The organism is Moraxella sp. CTOTU48841, assembly GCF_032061225.1.
GTDB lineage: Bacteria > Pseudomonadota > Gammaproteobacteria > Pseudomonadales > Moraxellaceae > Faucicola > Faucicola cinerea.
In genome coordinates this window covers 146,100-163,677 of the sequence record NZ_DAMBFQ010000005.1, presented here as the reverse complement: position 1 = coordinate 163,677, position 17,578 = coordinate 146,100, and the positions used below count along the sequence as shown (strand labels likewise).

The 17,578-nt window shown below is 43.7% G+C and carries 17 protein-coding genes; 9 read left to right on the top strand and 8 right to left on the bottom strand.

Annotated features, from left to right (window positions below; all coding sequences use genetic code 11):
* Positions 1–203: 203 nt before the first annotated feature.
* The gene (upp, locus tag RT034_RS07415) at positions 204–839 is read left to right on the top strand and encodes a uracil phosphoribosyltransferase (RefSeq protein WP_313015618.1); all 636 of its coding nucleotides are present in this window, start codon (positions 204–206) and stop codon (positions 837–839) included.
* Positions 840–911: 72 nt separating this feature from the next.
* Here the strand turns inward: upp and RT034_RS07410 are convergent, their stop codons facing one another.
* From RT034_RS07410 to RT034_RS07390, 5 genes are all read right to left on the bottom strand, one after another.
* A complete protein-coding gene (locus RT034_RS07410; RefSeq protein WP_313015615.1) occupies positions 912–2,552 on the bottom strand; it encodes a vWA domain-containing protein in 1,641 nt (546 codons plus the stop codon).
* Between the two features lie 113 nt (positions 2,553–2,665).
* On the bottom strand, positions 2,666–2,878 hold the full coding sequence (locus RT034_RS07405; protein ID WP_313015613.1) for a DUF2905 domain-containing protein: 213 nt from the start codon (positions 2,876–2,878) through the stop codon (positions 2,666–2,668).
* Positions 2,879–2,989: 111 nt separating this feature from the next.
* Positions 2,990–4,099, bottom strand: a complete 1,110-nt coding sequence (locus RT034_RS07400) for an LPO_1073/Vpar_1526 family protein (protein ID WP_313015612.1) — start codon at positions 4,097–4,099, stop codon at positions 2,990–2,992.
* A complete protein-coding gene (locus tag RT034_RS07395) occupies positions 4,089–4,274 on the bottom strand; it encodes a hypothetical protein (RefSeq protein WP_309576008.1) in 186 nt (61 codons plus the stop codon). Before RT034_RS07395 ends, RT034_RS07400 begins: the two co-directional genes overlap by 11 nt.
* A gap of 66 nt (positions 4,275–4,340) precedes the next feature.
* Positions 4,341–6,722 carry a YgiQ family radical SAM protein gene (locus tag RT034_RS07390; protein ID WP_313015611.1) on the bottom strand — a complete coding sequence of 794 codons (2,382 nt, stop codon included), beginning with the start codon at positions 6,720–6,722 and terminating at the stop codon, positions 4,341–4,343.
* 531 nt (positions 6,723–7,253) lie between these two features.
* Between RT034_RS07390 and RT034_RS07385 the strand changes: the two genes are divergently transcribed.
* Positions 7,254–8,033, top strand: coding sequence for a threonine/serine exporter family protein (locus RT034_RS07385; protein WP_472796518.1), 780 nt, complete (start codon positions 7,254–7,256; stop codon positions 8,031–8,033).
* 48 nt (positions 8,034–8,081) lie between these two features.
* The gene (locus tag RT034_RS07380) at positions 8,082–8,549 is read left to right on the top strand and encodes a threonine/serine exporter family protein (protein ID WP_007115872.1); all 468 of its coding nucleotides are present in this window, start codon (positions 8,082–8,084) and stop codon (positions 8,547–8,549) included.
* Between the two features lie 20 nt (positions 8,550–8,569).
* Here RT034_RS07380 and RT034_RS07375 read toward each other — a convergent pair whose 3' ends face one another.
* Positions 8,570–9,037, bottom strand: coding sequence for an Lrp/AsnC family transcriptional regulator (locus tag RT034_RS07375; RefSeq protein WP_007115873.1), 468 nt, complete (start codon positions 9,035–9,037; stop codon positions 8,570–8,572).
* A gap of 174 nt (positions 9,038–9,211) precedes the next feature.
* Between RT034_RS07375 and rarD the strand changes: the two genes are divergently transcribed.
* Together rarD and RT034_RS07365 are read left to right on the top strand one after the other, a co-directional pair.
* The gene (rarD, locus tag RT034_RS07370) at positions 9,212–10,189 is read left to right on the top strand and encodes an EamA family transporter RarD (protein ID WP_313015605.1); all 978 of its coding nucleotides are present in this window, start codon (positions 9,212–9,214) and stop codon (positions 10,187–10,189) included.
* Between the two features lie 100 nt (positions 10,190–10,289).
* Positions 10,290–10,868, top strand: coding sequence for a BLUF domain-containing protein (locus RT034_RS07365; protein ID WP_313015601.1), 579 nt, complete (start codon positions 10,290–10,292; stop codon positions 10,866–10,868).
* Between the two features lie 41 nt (positions 10,869–10,909).
* On the opposite strand, the gene RT034_RS07360 is transcribed toward RT034_RS07365, so the two are convergent.
* On the bottom strand, positions 10,910–11,476 hold the full coding sequence (locus RT034_RS07360; protein ID WP_313015598.1) for a DNA-3-methyladenine glycosylase I: 567 nt from the start codon (positions 11,474–11,476) through the stop codon (positions 10,910–10,912).
* Between the two features lie 113 nt (positions 11,477–11,589).
* The gene (locus RT034_RS07355) at positions 11,590–12,936 is read right to left on the bottom strand and encodes an MFS transporter (protein ID WP_409566334.1); all 1,347 of its coding nucleotides are present in this window, start codon (positions 12,934–12,936) and stop codon (positions 11,590–11,592) included.
* Between the two features lie 211 nt (positions 12,937–13,147).
* Here RT034_RS07355 and RT034_RS07350 point away from each other — a divergent pair, with 211 nt between their 5' ends.
* The 4 genes from RT034_RS07350 to gorA all read left to right on the top strand — a co-directional run bounded on the left by RT034_RS07350 (position 13,148) and on the right by gorA (position 17,540).
* Positions 13,148–13,462 (top strand): rhodanese-like domain-containing protein, encoded by a 315-nt coding sequence (locus RT034_RS07350; RefSeq protein WP_313015596.1) that lies wholly within the window; start codon positions 13,148–13,150, stop codon positions 13,460–13,462.
* Positions 13,459–14,751: an McrB family protein gene (locus tag RT034_RS07345; RefSeq protein ID WP_313015594.1), complete on the top strand. Its 1,293-nt coding sequence runs from the start codon at positions 13,459–13,461 to the stop codon at positions 14,749–14,751. The genes RT034_RS07350 and RT034_RS07345 overlap by 4 nt, the downstream gene beginning before the upstream one ends.
* Entirely contained in the window at positions 14,748–15,986 is a 1,239-nt protein-coding gene (locus RT034_RS07340) for a 5-methylcytosine restriction system specificity protein McrC (protein WP_313015591.1), read from the top strand. The genes RT034_RS07345 and RT034_RS07340 overlap by 4 nt, the downstream gene beginning before the upstream one ends.
* 183 nt (positions 15,987–16,169) lie before the next feature.
* Positions 16,170–17,540: a glutathione-disulfide reductase gene (gorA, locus tag RT034_RS07335; protein ID WP_313015587.1), complete on the top strand. Its 1,371-nt coding sequence runs from the start codon at positions 16,170–16,172 to the stop codon at positions 17,538–17,540.
* Positions 17,541–17,578 lie beyond the last annotated feature (38 nt).

Below are 17,578 nucleotides of genomic sequence, written 5' to 3'. Positions count from 1 at the left end.
CGCCAATGGTAGTGTGGTTCGCCCATGTGAGAGTAGGTCATCGTCAGCTCCCTATCCCAAAACACCCCCCTTACTATCAGTAAGGGGGGTTTTGCTTTGTGGGTTGCTTTGAAGGATTCAAAATAGAAAATTAATGTTTTTATCGCAGACTTTGGGTAAAATAGGCGAAAATTTTTGGTGTGAAATTTAAAGTGAGTGTTACCATGCAAATTACCGTTATTGACCATCCCTTAGTTAAGCATAAATTATCCTTGATGCGCGAGGCAGATAGTAGCACTTATAAATTTCGTACCTTGACTAAAGAACTTGCCCGTTTGATGGCGTATGAAGCAAGCCGTGATTTTCCCATAGAAACAATCAGCATTCAGGGCTGGGAAGGCAACCAAATAGAAGGCATTCAAATCAAAGGTAAAACCGTCACTGTCGTACCTATCTTGCGTGCAGGGTTGGGAATGCTTGATGGGGTTTTAGACCTTATTCCCACGGCTAAAATCTCGATGGTTGGACTGCAACGTGATGAGGATACCCTTGAGCCTGTACCTTTTTTTGAAAAATTGGTCAAAGATATTAATGAGCGTCCTGCGTTGATTTTAGATCCTATGCTTGCCACGGGTGGTAGTATGGTAGCAACGATTGATATGATGAAAAAACACGGTTGTAAAAATATTAAAGCCTTGGTATTAGTGGCAACCCCTGAAGGGGTAAAAGCGGTAAATGATGCCCATCCTGATGTGAAGATTTTTGCCGCAGCACTCGATAGTCATCTGAATGAACAGGGGTATATTATTCCAGGGCTTGGGGATGCAGGGGATAAAATTTTTGGCACAAAACAGCACTGATGAGCAAAATAGTAAAAGCAGTAAAAAAGCTAGATGATTTATCTAGCTTTTTTATTGAAAGTTGTATAGTGGCTATTTTTTGGTCGGTTGTAAGCTATCGGCTAAGTCGATAAGCTTGATAAATTCGCGGCGAATACCTTGTGGGTCGTTGCCAAGATTGGCTTGGGCGAGTCGCTTGCTGTCATTTAGTTGCCAATTACCGAGGTATTTGCTTTGCTTGAGTGTTTCACCAAAACTTGCCACACTTAGCGCAAATGCCAGCTCGCTGCTTGGCTGTTGGATCTGATTGCTAATGGGCAGGGTCAAAAGCGTTGATGTGTTGCTATTTGGAGCTTTATAGCGAAGTTTTAAGAACCCTAACTCAGTATTTTTGCCTGTATGGATGATAGGGTAAGCTTGGTAGCGGCTATCGTCTAGCCAACCTTGCTGCCCCACAGGGGTAACTTCAAACAGCGCAACCACGGATTTGCCTGCACCTAGCTCACCTGCATCTACTTTATCGTTGTTAAAATCTTCTTTTGCAAGGACACGATTTTCATAACCAATCAACCGCCATTCTTTAACCGTCTGGGGATTGAATTCCACTTGGACTTTGACGTCTTTTGCCACGGTGTTAAAGGTCGCTGACATTTCATCTACCAAGGCTTTTTTGGCCTCAGATAGGCTGTCGATGTAGCTATAGTTACCGTTGCCGTTATCCGCGACTTGTTCCATCATGTGGTCGTTTAAATTGCCTTTACCAAAGCCAAATGTGGAAAGTGACACACCGCTATCACGCTCACGACGGATAATATCTAGCATTTCATCGACGTCCGATACACCGACATTAAAATCCCCATCAGTCATCATCAAAATGCGGTTGATGCCGTCTTTTTTATAGTGGATTTTTGCTTGTTGATAAGCTAGCTTTATCGCTGCTTCGCCATTGGTCGAACCACTGGCGTCTAGGCTATCAATTGCGGCTAATATTTTGTCGGTATCACTGCCTTTAGTGGCAGGAAGCGTCACTTGAGTGCGCCCTGCATAGGTCACGATACTGATGGTATCTTGCGCCCTCAATTGCTTGGTGAGCATTTTTAGCGAAGATTTGACCAGTGGTAATTTATCGTTGTCTGACATCGAGCCCGATACATCTACCAAAAATACCAAGTTGGCAGGCGGTAACGCGCTTTGTTTGGTGATGGTAGGGTCATCCGCTTTAATAGCCACTTTGATGATACGATTGGTAGCACGCCAAGGTGCGGCAACCGTTTCGGTGCTTACCAAAAAAGGGGCGTTGGCAAGGCGCTTGGCTTGTGAAAAGTCATAGTTAAAATAGTTGATAAGCTCTTCAATGCGCACCGCGTCAGTGGGCGGTAATTGCCCGTTGTTGAGAAAACGGCGCACATTGGCGTAGCTGCCCGTGTCGGTATCGATACTAAAGGTGGCAACGGCATCAGTGGCGGTTTGATGAATAGGGTTGACTGCAAGATGCTGATATTTTTCGCTATTATCCTGTGGCATCGGCATGATAGGCGAGTAGCGTGCCATCTTGCTCATTGCTGCTGCATCCATCATCATGGCAGGCGCAGCAACCACGGGCGTTGGCTGGGCGATGACAGGTGTGGCAGGGCTGGTATCACGGCTGTTTGACGGTGAAGGGCTACACGCCGTCAATAAGCTTTGGGCGATGACGAGGCTCAGTAGTGTTGGCTTAAAGATGTCGCGCTGCATGACTAACTCCTTTTCAATCGTGACTGGCATAATCACAGTTTACGACATTTTTTGATAAAAAAGGCGTTTTTTTGCGATAAAACCCGCTAGACATGGCTGTGATTAGCACGGTGTCAGCGGTTAAATAGGTTAAGAATGATAGTGAGAATGATACTCACGATAATCATGGTGACGATGGGGAAGTGAAAACTAAAGCCGCCGCCTTCGGAGCGGTAATTAACGTCGCCAGGCATACGACCGAACCAATTAAAGGCGTTTGGGAAAAATAGCCAAATTGCACCAATAATTAAAAATAAAATGCCGAGCCCAATAAGAATCTTTGCCATTTTTCTATAACCTTTTATTTTTATAATGACTGGTATTCTATCTGTTTTTAAAAATTAAAATATCAGTATTTAGTAGTTCAGCTGTGATAATGATGTAACTATTTTTTTTGGTTATGATTCTAAAGGCGGTAAAGTGTTATCGCATCTTTGTGAATTTGCACGAGCCAAAGCTTTCCCTACAGAAGTTATTTGAAAATGGTAAGGGAATTGCGACCACCAATTATGTAGTTTAGCTAAATTTGGTCTTAAAAAATAGAATTCTTTAAATTTATTTAAAATCTGTTGTTTTAGATTTGGATCTTGATTATATGTATCATAAATTTCAAATAAAACATTTTTCTGAGTTTCGGTTAATGGAATTTTATGAAACCTATTATCAGTGGATATAAATTCTAGTTCATTAATCCTTTCCCTATTAATTATATCCAAACGTACAAACCCTTCAATTAGTTCATGATCAACTAAAATATTAAAAGGTATGTTATTTTCTTGCAGCAATAAAGTAGCCCCGTGATGCTGTTCAGAATTTTTGCCTATACCTACACTGGTATATCCTGGGAGACGCTCACTATAGAAATCAACTAAATCTTTAAAATCACCTAAATTATTTATTCTTATTGCATTTAAAACATCTAACTGATCTAACCAAGCATCACCCAAAGGTAAATCAGTATAGATTAGCATTCCATAAAGTTTATCTAGAAGATCAAGTCCCTGACTTATGTTACCTACGGCAGGTAAAAAACTAGAAGCTGAATGGAAAACGGTTATTCCTAACAATGCTTCATCCGTAATTTCGTTCACTACCTGTATAGCTCTGTTTATACCTGTCTTGATATTCCTGTTATATCCCTTATTAATTCTACTAATTAAAAGCTCAGACAATAAATCATAGTCAGATTGTCTTTCAGAACGAGTTGCTGATTTTTGAGCATCGACTAGAGACATCTGAAAGTCTGGATCAGCAAATGCACTTAATTTAGTTATATCTTGAGAAATTTTATTTAATAACCTGTTCTCGAGTTTTTCTATTCTAATATTTGCCTCTTTAATAGCCTCCTGCGAGAAACCCTCTCTTGATAACAAAATCATCTCATTAAAGATTTCGCGCGCTCTTTTTTCATCAATACCGATGATAAGGTTAGAAATCTGTAATTGAGTAGAATTATCACCAGCTTTTTGATTTTGAGAGTCAGAGTTAAATAAAGAGTTACTTAGCATGATAATCTCTACCTACTTGAGTTTGAGTAGAATTATCACCTGCTGATTGCTTTTGATTTATAGTATTTTTAATACCAACCCTATAACCAACTGCGCCACCAGTAATTAAACCAATAATCAAAGTAATGATTGCTGTACCTAAGCCATCAAAAAACCATTCCGCAAAAGCTAACATATATTGCTCCAAATAATAAGTATTTTGTAAACATATAGTCGCTTTGGGTGAATTCAAGAATTTTTACTATTTATTTTTTCTCGGTGGTAAGCCCGTATGTTGGGTTTGGAAATTACCCTTTTTCGGATTCGGTTTTTTACCAAAACTGGTCGGTGTTGGTTTTTTACCCGATTTTTTCGCAGTAATATCTTTATTCGTACGTTTGACCGAATCACCAGCGGCAGAACTATTTTTCTTACGGGCTGATTGGTAAACATCTTCACCCTCAAGTTTGGGATTATAAGGCGGTATGAGACATTGACTGCCATGCCCAATCAAATCCTCACGCCCCAATTCTTTAAGCGATTGACGCAGCAGTGCCCAATTTTTGGGGTCGTGGTAACGTAGATACGCTTTGTGTAGTTTACGCTGTTTGCCCGATTTGACGATTTCCACGCCTTCGCTGTCACGGGTGACTTTATGCAGCGGGTCTTTGGCAGTATGATACATGGTAGTGGCAGTTGCCATCGGGCTTGGGTAAAAGGCCTGTACTTGGTCGGCACGAAAGCCATTGCGCTTGAGCCAAATTGCCAAGTTCATCATGTCCGTGTCGGTGGTGCCCGGGTGCGCGGCAATAAAATACGGAATCAAATATTGCTCTTTACCTGCTTCACGGCTGTATTTGTCGAACATCTGCTTGAAAGTGTCATACGTCCCCATACCCGGTTTCATCATTTTGGAGAGTACATTGGTTTCGGAATGTTCGGGGGCGATTTTGAGATAACCGCCGACATGGTGGGTGACCAATTCTTTGACATATTCAGGGTCTTTGACCGCCAAATCATAACGTAAGCCTGACGCAATCAGGATTTTTTTCACCCCTTTGATGTCACGAGCTTTACGGTACAGTTGGGTGAGATGACTGTGGTCGGTGAGTAAGTTGTCGCATATATCGGGATATACGCAGGAAGGTTTGCGGCAGTTTTTCTCAATGGCATCGTCTTTGCAATGCAGACGGTACATGTTGGCCGTCGGTCCGCCAAGGTCAGAAATTACCCCGGTAAATGATGGCTCGGTGTCGCGGATTTTTTTGATTTCCCCCAAGATAGACTCTTCTGAACGGTTTTGGATAATGCGTCCTTCATGTTCAGTAATCGAGCAGAAGGTACAGCCGCCAAAACAGCCGCGCATGATATTGACTGATAATTTAATCATGTCGTAAGCGGGGATTCTCGCCCCGTTGTAGCTGGGATGGGGCAGACGGGCATACGGCAAATCAAAGATATAATCCATCTCTTCCATGGTAAGTGGAATGGGCGGCGGATTGAGCCATACATCAATGTCGCCATGTCGCTGCACCAAGGCGCGGGCGTTATGCGGATTGGTTTCTAGGTGCAAAATACGGTTGGCATGGGCGTAAAGTACCGGGTCGGATTTGACTTGCTCAAAGTCGGGCAAGCGAATCACGGTTTTGTCACGGGGCGGCAACGGGCGTTTGTGTTTTAAGGCGTTTTTATTAGGGTCTTTGAGGTTAACCACTTGTATGTCTTGGCTTTCAGCGACCTTATCAGCATTGAGCACTTTGTGCTCGACTTTATCCGCCACAAACCCTTTGTACTGACTCTCAAGGGTTTTTTCTTGTTCGATATGACAGTCGCCCACATCTTCCATCATCACATACGGATTGATAATCGGGTCAACGCGCCCAACGGTGTCGACGTCGTTACTGGCGATTTCTATCATATCGCGTTGCCAGTGTTTTTTGGTTTGTGTCGACAGATACGCGGTGCCACGCACTTTGGCAAGGTCTTCAAAACGGTAACCTTTGGCAAGTGCATGTACAACATCGACAATCGCCCGCTCGGCATTGCCATACAGCAAAATATCAGCGCGGCTATCCATCAAAATGCTACGGCGCACTTTATCTGACCAATAATCATAATGGGCGATACGGCGCAGCGAGCCTTCAATCCCGCCCAAAATAATGGGCACATCGGGATAGGCTTCACGGCAGCGCTGGCTATATACCACAGCCGCACGGTCGGGGCGTTTGTCGGGGGCATTGTCTGGCGAGTAGGCATCGTCACTGCGAATGCGTCTATCGGCGGTGTAGCGGTTAATCATGCTGTCCATATTGCCTGCGGTGACGCCCCAGGCAATGGTCGGTTTTCCAAGGGTCATAAAGGCGTCTTTGCTCGTCCAGTCTGGCTGGGCGATGATACCGACGCGAAAGCCTTGCGACTCTAACAGTCTGCCGATGATTGCCATACCAAAGCTTGGGTGATCGACGTAGGCATCGCCTGAGACGATAATGACATCACAGGCATCCCAACCAAGGGCATCCATTTCGGCTCGGCTCATCGGCAAAAATGGCGCAGGCTCAAAGCAGCTTGCCCAGTGTTTGTCATAGTCAAATAGGGCTTTGGTACCTTGTTTAAAGGCTTTGTTGGCAATAGTTTCGGCGGACATAGGCTTGGATATTAAATAGAATGAATATGGCTCATTTTACCATGAATCAATTTTGCGATGGGGGTTTATGGGGCGAAATAACAAAAAAACCTGATTAAATTAGTCGGGTTTAATTAAAGGATAAAGCGATTGAATATTTTTGTAAAAATTAACGGACAAAATGACTGTCAAATGGCTAGATGGTGATTAAAATGGAGGGTAATGGAAGGTATTGAATATCGCCCTAGTATTTAAACCAAAATAAACCAATCGCAGCTTTTTAAGTAGATATAAGCTTTTTAAATAACGAGTAGTTTTCAACTTTTTGCTCATTTTTATTCAGCTTGTTAATCAACCTTTTAATGAATAAAACCATACTGATTCGCCCTGATTTTATGCTAGTTTAATGCTAGAATGAGATATCAAGGTTGTTAAAATGATGCTATGACCGATACTTTTGCTGATGCCCTAGAAGCGCTTGATCCGCTAACACCTGAGCCTGCCAAGCTTTTGCCCCCGACGGAGCCGAAGCCTAGACGGCGGTTGCCGTATATGGCGTATGAACACCAGCAGCAAATCACCCGTCTGTGTGTGCGCTGTGGGCTGCTACTTATGCAATATGGGGCAGAGTCGGCAACGGTAACAGATTTGTGCCGCCGATTGGGGTTAGCGTTGGGGTTGGCCAGCGTGGAGTGTGGGATTGCCTACAATGGTTTGACCATCACCACAATTTATAATAACCGCTGCATTACCACCTTGCGCGCGTCAACCACCCATGCCATCAATGTCAATATCGTTGTACAAATTCAGCGAATTGTACTGGATTTGGAAAGTATGCCGGTGACGAGTACCCTAGAGCATGCGACCTACCGATTTGATGAGATTGATCGGGGCACTTATCCTGCCAAGATGGTCGCACCGATGGTCGGTGTGGCGTGTGCCTGCTTTGCGTATTTGGCAGGGGGCAATATACTGGTGTGTTTGGTGACTTTTATTGCGAGCATGATGGGGTATTCGCTGCGGCTATGGCTGAGTAACCGCAACTTTAATCCCTTTATATCCGCGCTTATAGCGGCGTGTTTTGGCTCCATCTTTGCCAGTACCGCGCTGTTATTGGGGATTGGTAACGACCCGCATATTGCTATGGCGTCGAGTGTGCTTTGGTTGGTTCCCAGTTTTCCTTTGATAAATTCGTTGTCGGATATGCTCAAGGGTTATATGAACATCGGTATCGGGCGCTTTATGTTTGTGATTATCTTGACGCTATCGAGCTGTATCGGCATTGTGTTGTCATTGCTACTACTAAATATCAGTCATTGGGGCGTGGGTTGATGAAAGCGTTTGATAAAATTCTATTGCCAATATTGGGTAGGGTGAAAAATGGCGATTGATGCGATTGCCTTGATACGCGCAGCAACTTTTGCCTGCTTGATGACGCTTGGCTGGACACTGCTTGTCAATGTGCCGCGCCGCTATATTTGGCAATGCTTATTGTTGACTGTGCTGGGTTACGGACTTAGAGAACTCTTAAAACAACTGTCAGTCAATTTGATACTAGCGACGTTTGTGGCAGCAGGTATTTCATCCTTTGTGGCAATTTATTTGGCAAAAAAATATTTACTCACCCCAAAGATGATTTTGGTGCCTGCCATGCTGTGTATGATGCCAGGGATTACCGCGTACAAAGCTATGATTAGCTTTGTACAGCTAGGCTACTATGGCTACAATCCACAAGTATTCACCCAAATGATGGATTTTAGCTTCAATGCGATATTTGTGACCGCTGCATTGGTGTTTGGCATTTCGTTGCCGACGTCATTTTGGTATCGCACTAAGCCCATTGTTTGAGCCCATTGTCTGATGGCGCATTAATCTAACTGGATTTTAGTGCCTACTTTGGAAAAATTCATTACAAATTGACTTTTAAAGCGTCGGACATTGTTTTCATAAGTTAAATTATCGCGGGTAAAACGGTGATATTCCGCCATATTTTTGGCATGTACCAATAGCAAAAAGTCATAATCCCCTGAGATTTCATAACAACTCATCACGTTGGGCAATCGGCTCATCAAGCGCTCAAAGCCATGCTGCAGCGCGGTATTTTGTTTTTCCATTTCAATCAGCACAAACGCGCTTAAATCAAAGCCCAATTCGGTGGGGTTGACAATCACCACTTGGCGAGTAATCACCCCGGTCTCTGTCATCATTTGGATACGGCGCTGACAGGTCGCTACCGATGCATGCACTTTTTCGGCGATGTTCTTAAGCGGTAGGGTCGCATCTTCTTGCAATAAGTTTAAAATACGTTTATCGATATCATCGATTTCATGAATCATAGCCATGTCCTTCTAAAAATATACAATAAGACAAATTGAGAAAAATATAGCAAATTTATCTTATATTAATATTAAATTATCACAAATAGGGGTATTTTGAAATAATTTACCAAAAATAATTGTTATACTGCTTGGCAATTTAACCGCAAAAGCAAAAATATAACAAGGTCAATTATGTCAGTCTCCAGCGTTTTATCACCATCACCTATTGTTGTCCAGCCCAAGGCAACAACTTCTCAGCCCGCTACCGCTGCCAAAAAGTTACGTTTTGGGGTAGTGCTTGCATTGATTTCTAATGTGTTGTTTGGCGTGCTGTATCTGTATAGTCACTGGCTTGCGCCGTTGTCAGGCACGCAAGTTTTTTTGTGGCGCATGGTGGCGATGTGGTTTGGGTTGGTGGGGTTGTTGGCCGTGACGCAAAGTTTTGGGCAGCTCAAAGCGTTTTTGATGGGATTAAACAAACAACAATGGGTTTTATTGCTGTTGCCGACACCGATTTTGGCAAGTCAGCTATGGCTGTTTATGTGGGCGCCTATCAATGGACAGGCGGTCAATACCGCAATGGGGTATTTTTTGCTTCCCTTGATGATGGTACTGATGGGCTGTGTGGTGTTTAAAGAAATCTTAAATCGATTGCAGTGGGCGGCGATTATCGCTGCGTCGGCAGGGGTAGGATTGCAATTTTGGCTCGCGGGGAGTGTATCGTGGGTCACTGCATGGGTGTGTTTGACGTATCCGATTTATTATGGACTGCGCCGCTGGCAAGGGGTGCCGGCACTGATGGGGCTGTTCGTTGATTTGTCAGTGATTGCCCCGATTGCCCTAGGTTTTTTATTATGGCAAAACACGAGTGTATCGATAGTGGCAGGGTCAATGACAATGGGGCTGTTATTGATTGGACTGGGTATGATTAGTGCACTTGCCATGCAGACCAATCTTAAAGCCAGTCAGGTGTTGCCGATGAATACCTTTGGTATGCTCAGTTATCTTGAACCTGCGCTGATGTTTTTATTGTCCATTTTTGTGCTGCATGAAGCTGTCAATGGTACCATGATTGCCAGTTTTGCTTTGATTTGGGTAGGGGTGTTACTGATGATCGTAAATGCAATACGAGCGTCCAAAAATAACTACTCAACCGCTATTTGTGATTAGGTAAGCAAATATTCTTGATTTAATGGATGGATTAGTATGTAATAAATTGTTAAAATTGCGCTGAACAAAAATTGTACAACCATAAAGACTGAGGTGCTGCTTGGGGCAAATTCATTATCTAACTTATGTGAGCCGTATGACGTTGAAAGCTGGCGTAACCCCTAGAACGCTGTCTGATATCATGACGGTGGCACAGCGTGAGAACCTTGCACATCAAATTACCGGTTTTTTGTGCTTTGGTAATGGCTACTTTTTTCAGTACATTGAAGGCGAAAAATCAGCGATTGAGCAATTATTTGGTAACATTCAGCGTGATGGGCGCAATCGCGATGTCACGCTCAAGTCTAAAGGGGTGATCGAACAACGGCTGTTTCAAGATTGGCAAATGTTGATGGTCAATATCAATAACCCAGAAACGCATGAAGATGTTATCAATGCGTTTTTACCTCTATTGCCAGCTGGGTCAACAGCAGCAGCGGCTGATAAGTTTGTTGAGGTCATGCGGTCACAATATCATCGCCGTAGCTTGGTGGATTTTCAAAGTTATTCTCTCAAAAATGTCAGTCATTATGGGGTCAATCTGCGCGGATTGCTCAAAGTGCATCAGCATTTTTTATTGGTTCAAAGCATTTTACTGGTATTGATTTTGATTAGTTTTAGCCTATTTTGGGGTCTGTAGCATCGAGAAATATGTTATCCGCTGTTGACTATTGAACCCGCTTATCGAAAATCACACGCCGCTACATGGTCATTCACCATGCCGACTGCTTGCATAAACGCATAGCAAATCGTCGAGCCCACAAATTTAAACCCGTCTTTTTTGAGCACTTTTGACATGTTATTTGAACATTCAGTGTTGGTGGGGATATCAGCAAAGGTTTTTGGGTAGTTATCCTGTGGTATTTTTGCCACGCCGCTGGGCGACAAGTTCCAAAGATAATCGCTAAAAGCTTGCGTTTGGGTGATTTTTAGATAGCATTTGGCATTGTTGATGATGGCTTTGATTTTACCGCGGTGGCGAATAATGCCCGCATCGGTCATGAGACTATCGACCATGTCATCATCAAACTGCGCAATAATTGCAGGGTCAAAATCAGCAAATACTTGGTAATAACGCTCGCGTTTTTTGAGTATGGTAATCCAGCTGAGTCCCGCTTGCATGCCTTCTAAACACAGCATGGCAAATAGATGACGGTCATCATAACTGGGCTTTCCCCATTCATTGTCGTGGTAAGCTTGATAAAGTGGGTCCGTACCGCACCATTCACAGCGGTTATAGGCTTTCATCCTAGGTCTCATGGTATTGAAAGGTTTATTATAACCGCCTTGGGCAAAAAAAACGCCAGCATTTGCCAGCGTTTTTTAGGTATCAGTTTTTAGTCTATCTTCTAATCTATCTTTTAGTCCATCAAATCGATATTTTTGGTTTCTTTAATTGAAAATAACGCAATGAGAGAAATCAAACCGTTAATCACAATATATATAGCCACACCTTTCATGCCATATTGCTCATTGATTTTGATGGCATAAATCGCAGGAATCGATGCACCCACAATCGCCGCTAGATTGTAAGCCAGTGACGCACCTGAATACCGTACTTCGGTGGGGAACAGCTCTGGTAATAATGCTGCCATTGGACCAAACGACATACCCATACATGCCATGCCCAAAATGAGGAAAATAAATACCGTGGTTGGTGTACCATTGCTAAGCAGCATTGGCATAAAGCAGGCAAACACCATACATAATATAGTCACGCCAATCAGCCATTTTTTACGACCGATTTTGTCAGCGCCAATCCCTGAAATACTGGTAAAAATACCAAACACAATCGCAGCCACCAATAAAAAGCCAGTAAAGGTATTTGGGGCAATACCTAACCCTGTTGGGAAGCCAAAAGAAGACAATTTTGCCGGGCTTTTTGAATAGGCTTGTACGAAGGCAGTCATGATATAAAAAATCACATAAGTCATCGCCATCAAGAATGTGCCTTGCATAATCGGACGCCAATATTGGGTGATGACTTTTGACACAGGGGCATTAACTTTTTTGCCTTCGGCTTCAGCGGTAAGAAATACATGGCTTTCATGCAGGCTTAAACGTACCCAAAGACCCACACCTACAAGCACGATTGAAATAAGAAACGGGATGCGCCATGCCCACTCGACCAAGGCATCTTTTCCTAAAAAATAACTGAGTAAAAAGAACACTAAATTGGCTAAAAATAACCCAATCGGCGCGCCTAACTGCGGGAAAGTACCATACCAAGCACGTTTGCCTTCTGGCGCATTTTCGGTGGCGACCAAGGCAGCACCGCCCCATTCACCGCCAAGACCAATCCCTTGACCCACACGAAGTAAACATAACAATAATGGGGCAATGACGCCTACTTGGGCATAAGTTGGTAGCAAACCAATCGCTACGGTTGATAAACCCATCGTGAGCAGAGATGCCACTAAGGTTTTTTTACGACCGAGTTTATCACCAAAGTGACCAAATAACGCTGAACCGAAAGGACGGGCAATAAACGCCAATGCCAACGTCGAAAGCGAGTAAAGCATCGCCGCTTTTTCATCGGTTTTATCAAAAAACTGGGTATTAAAAATCAATACCGCCGCAGCGGCATAAATATAGTAATCATAAAACTCAATAGCCGTACCAATCATGGATGCCACGGCGACCTTTTTTGGGTCATTACGTAGCGCGATATGCTGATGATCAAGATGCGCGGTTGAAGCGGTTGTCATGATGTCATCCCTCCTTAGATAATAAAAGTTTAAGTGAAAATTAAGATGCATAAAATATTGGAATGAATTATAAATCATAATTTGTCAAAAACTTGATAAAAATAGTTAAGGTGATGCAAACATTTGGTTATTAATCGCTGATTTGATAAATTTCGTCAGCTTATCCATAATAAGCCATCACAAAATAGACATTAAAAATTAAGAGGTAACCATGATTCGTGAGCTAGCCATTACCGACTTTTCTGCCACCGCAAACGACACCGTTTGGGATGTGCGGGATAGTAAAGCATTTGCGCAAGGACATATTGAGTCTGCCAAAAACCAACCCTTGGATACGCTGACGGCAGAGTTATTGGCAACCACGGATGGCACCGTCTATGTGCTATGCGGTGGCGGCAGCAAAGCCGCCAAAGCTGTCGCTTTGCTCCATGAGATTGACCCAAATCGGGACATCGTCCATTTGACGGGTGGAACGCGTGCAGCAAAAGCGGCAGGTATGACCATCGTGAGTGATAATCTATCATGAGTGAGCGACCAAAAAATATCATCTATACGGGCGTAGCAGGGACAGGCAAGACCTACCGACTGCAACAAATCGCCAAACAATATACCGAGATATTGCCAGTAGCCAATGCGGATGAATTGCTAAAAGCTTTGCTTAAGCCACTAAGCTGGCGAGAGGTGATTTGTTTGATATTCCTAAATAATTATCAACAAGGTAGAAAACTGCTTAAAGTGCCAGAAATAATAGATCATCAATTTTTTAGGATGAAGGCGCAATTAAATGACCGTAAAGAAAATTTGAATCAAACGGCTTGGGGCACATTGATGATGTACAGTGATAAGAACTCAGTCCGTGTCAAATATCATCGAAGAGCTAGCCAATCGTATTTTGATAAAGACGATAGCAGTAATTGGTTTTTATTAGCAGACAGCTTGCCGTTATTAGCAGACTTGCAAAACAAACTTGATGATTACCAAGTGGCGATTCACAGCCAGTTTCAGCCCAACTATTTACAGCCAAAGCTAGAACGCTTTAGTTTTGTCAGTTTTCATCAAGCGTATGGGTATGAAGAATTTGTCGAAGGGATTCGTCCCCACATCGCGGACAATGGACAGATGAGCTATCGCATTGAGTCAGGGGCTTTTCTTAGACTGTGTCAACAAGCCAAACATGACCCTAGCCACCGTTATGCCATGTTGATTGATGAAATCAACCGCGCCAATGTCGCCCGCGTGTTTGGGGAGTTGATGAGTTTGATTGAACCGAGTAAACGCGCAGGACAGACAGATAGCCTGTCGGTGAGTTTGGCGTATTCGCGTCAGCCGTTTAGTGTGCCTAGCAATGTCGATATCTACGCCACCATGAACAGCCAAGATCATTCATTGGCGCCGCTCGATATGGCATTTCGCCGCCGTTTTGAATTTATTGAATGTCAACCACAGCCACAGTTATTGGGTAAAGTCATGGCAAATGGGATTGAGATTGATTTAGCCAAATTGTTGACCGCATTAAATGAAAGAATCTCGCAGAATTTGGCAAAAGACAGTCAGTTAGGGCATAGTTTTTTGTGGGGTATTGATTCGTTGCCAGCGTTAAGCGCTGCATTTAGCCAATCCATCATCCCACAAGTGGCGCAAGCCTGCCAGCACCATGGACAAATCTTGCAAGCAGTCTTTGGGCATCGCTTTATCAGGCTGATTGATAACAAAAAAGCAACTGGATTTATGGCGCAGCAAGCGGGTTTTGACATCCATACCCAGGCGCTTGATGAGCCAAATAGCTATCTTGCAATCTATCAAAGCGCCCAATGAAAGCCATCATCACGTTTGAACATAGTTACCTGACCGCGGCAGATTTTGACGATGGGCAAGATTTTGACTGGCTTATCGAGCAAAATTTTGACGTTTTCCGCATTGAGCGTAAACAGCAGCAGTGGCAACTCAAAGTGCGCCACTATATCGGTGTGATTGGGTTGCCCAGTGGCGGGCAAGTGGAGATTTTGCCAAAACTTGCACAAAGCCAAATCACTCATGCCGATGAAGTTACCCAAACCCGTCAATGGGTACAACAGATGCTGACAGCAGTGTGGCAAGCCTTATTGCCCAAGTCGTTAGCCAATCTAGCCAATCAACTACTCATCAATCCTCCAGCCCCCAATCCTCCACCCAGCAATCATTCGCTATCGCTTAGCGAGTGGCTGCAGGCATATTTTTGGCAGGGATTTGCGCAGTATGTGCCCAATCAGCAATATCAGCAATTTGAGCAAAATCAGCCTTATCTGCAAGGTAAATTACTGGTCAAAGAGCAATTGCAGCATAACCTCCACCAGCCGCATAAGTTTTATCATCAGACTGAAAATTTTGCGATGGATACCGCTGGCAATCGTTTGGTAAAAACCACCATCGAGCGAGTGATTGGCAGCATGGCTAGCAGCCCATTGTCGAGCCCATTACCGCCGCAGTGGCAGGCAGTGGGTACCGTTGCCAAAGACTTATACGACATCTTATTTTCTCAAGCGCTACAAGAATTGACCGCGTTGCCCAGTCTGCTTGCCCAGCGTAATTATACTTTTATCAGTTTTTGTTATGCGCTGCTGACGCTACAACAAGCCAGTAGCCAAGGGCAGTTTTTGACCCCAACTTGGCTGGTGAATATGCCATTTGCCTTTGAAAAATGGGTGGGCAGGAAAATCCAAGAACAATTTGCAGCACAGAATTTTGAACTGGTTGAGCAAAAAAGACAACCATTGACCGTGCAGCAAGGGTTAACCATCAAACCCGATATTTGGTTAAAGTCTGCCGATAAACTCATTATCGCCGATGTAAAATGGAAAAAAACTGCTACTTTCAACGACATAAGCTTGGCAGACATGTACCAACTACTTACCTATGCCAGTGAGTTTGATGCCGATGAAGCTTGGCTGATTGTCCCAACACTAAGCACGCAATTGATGGCACAGCAGATTGAATTTTGCCAACCCAAAAAAACCCGATTTTATCTGATGCCTTTTGCGGTGACACAAGGGTGTTTAAACCTTTTTTATTAAAATTATTCAAATTGCGGTGACACAAGGGTGTTTAAACCTTTTTTATTAAAATTATTCAAAAAAAGCGCTGATTTGTTTTATTTTATCAATGAGAAAGGTGAGAATTAACAACTTTTCTAACCACCAAAACTTGGTAAAATAACCGCATATAATTTTGAAAATGACCAAAAAACAGGAAGAATTATGAGCAAACATTATGATTATATCGCGATTGGTGGTGGGTCAGGGGGCATTGCATCCATCAACCGTGCTGCCAGCTATGGTAAAAAATGTGCCTTGATTGAAGCCAAGCAGCTAGGCGGTACTTGCGTTAATGTTGGCTGTGTGCCCAAAAAAGTGATGTGGTATGGCGCCAATATGGCAGCAGCGATACATCATTATGCGCCTGACTATGGCTTTGATTTGGATGTTAAACAATTTGACTTTGCCAAATTGGTACAAAGTCGCCAAGCTTATATCACCCGCATTCATCAGTCGTACAACAATGGCCTCAAAAATAACCAAGTCGATGTGATTCATGGTTTTGCCAAATTTGCCGATAAACATACCGTTGAGGTGTATAAAAATGACGGCACGGTAGAGACCATTACCGCTGACCATATTTTACTAGCAATGGGCGGTCGACCTGTTCGCCCAGCCATTGAAGGGGCAGAGTTGGGTATTGACTCGGATGGTTTTTTTGACTTGACCGAGTTGCCACCGCGGGTAGCGATTGTCGGTTCAGGCTATATCGGTGTTGAGATTGCAGGGGTGATGAATGCACTGGGCTCAAAAACCCATTTGATTGTGCGTAGCAAGCGGGTGCTCAAAAACTTCGATGCCGACATTGTCACCACGCTCACCCATATCATGCACGATGATGGCATCGAATTTCATTATGGATTGCTGCCACAACAAGTACGCAAAAACCAAGATGGCTCATTGAGCATTGAATTGTCAAACAATGAGACCTTGACGGTGGATTGTTTGATTTGGGCAACGGGTCGCGTACCTGCAACCGATACCATCAATCTTGATAAAGCGGGCGTTGAAGTCAATGAGCAAGGCTTTGTCAAAGTCGATGCCTATCAAAATACCAATGTCGAAGGTATCTATGCCGTCGGCGACATCATCGAACATGGTATTCAATTGACCCCAGTGGCGGTGGCAGCAGGTCGCAGACTATCTGAGCGCTTGTTTAACAACAAACCCAATGAGCATTTGGACTATAACCTAGTGCCGAGCGTGATTTTTAGCCATCCACCGATTGGTACTATAGGGCTGAGTGAAGAAGAGGCGGTCAAAGGCTATGGCATCAATGCAGTTAAAGTCTATAAATCCAGTTTTACCCCGATGTATAGTGCAGTGACCAAGCACCGTGAGCCGTGCCACATGAAGCTGATTTGTGTGGGTGAGGAAGAAAAAGTGGTGGGCTTGCATGGTGTAGGTTTTGGCGTCGATGAGATGATTCAAGGTTTTGCTGTGGCTATCAAGATGGGCGCGACCAAACGTGACTTTGATGACACGGTGGCGATTCATCCGACTGGCTCAGAAGAGTTTGTCACCATGCGCTAAGCAGATTTTTAGGGTAAAAAAAGCGGACTTAATCATAA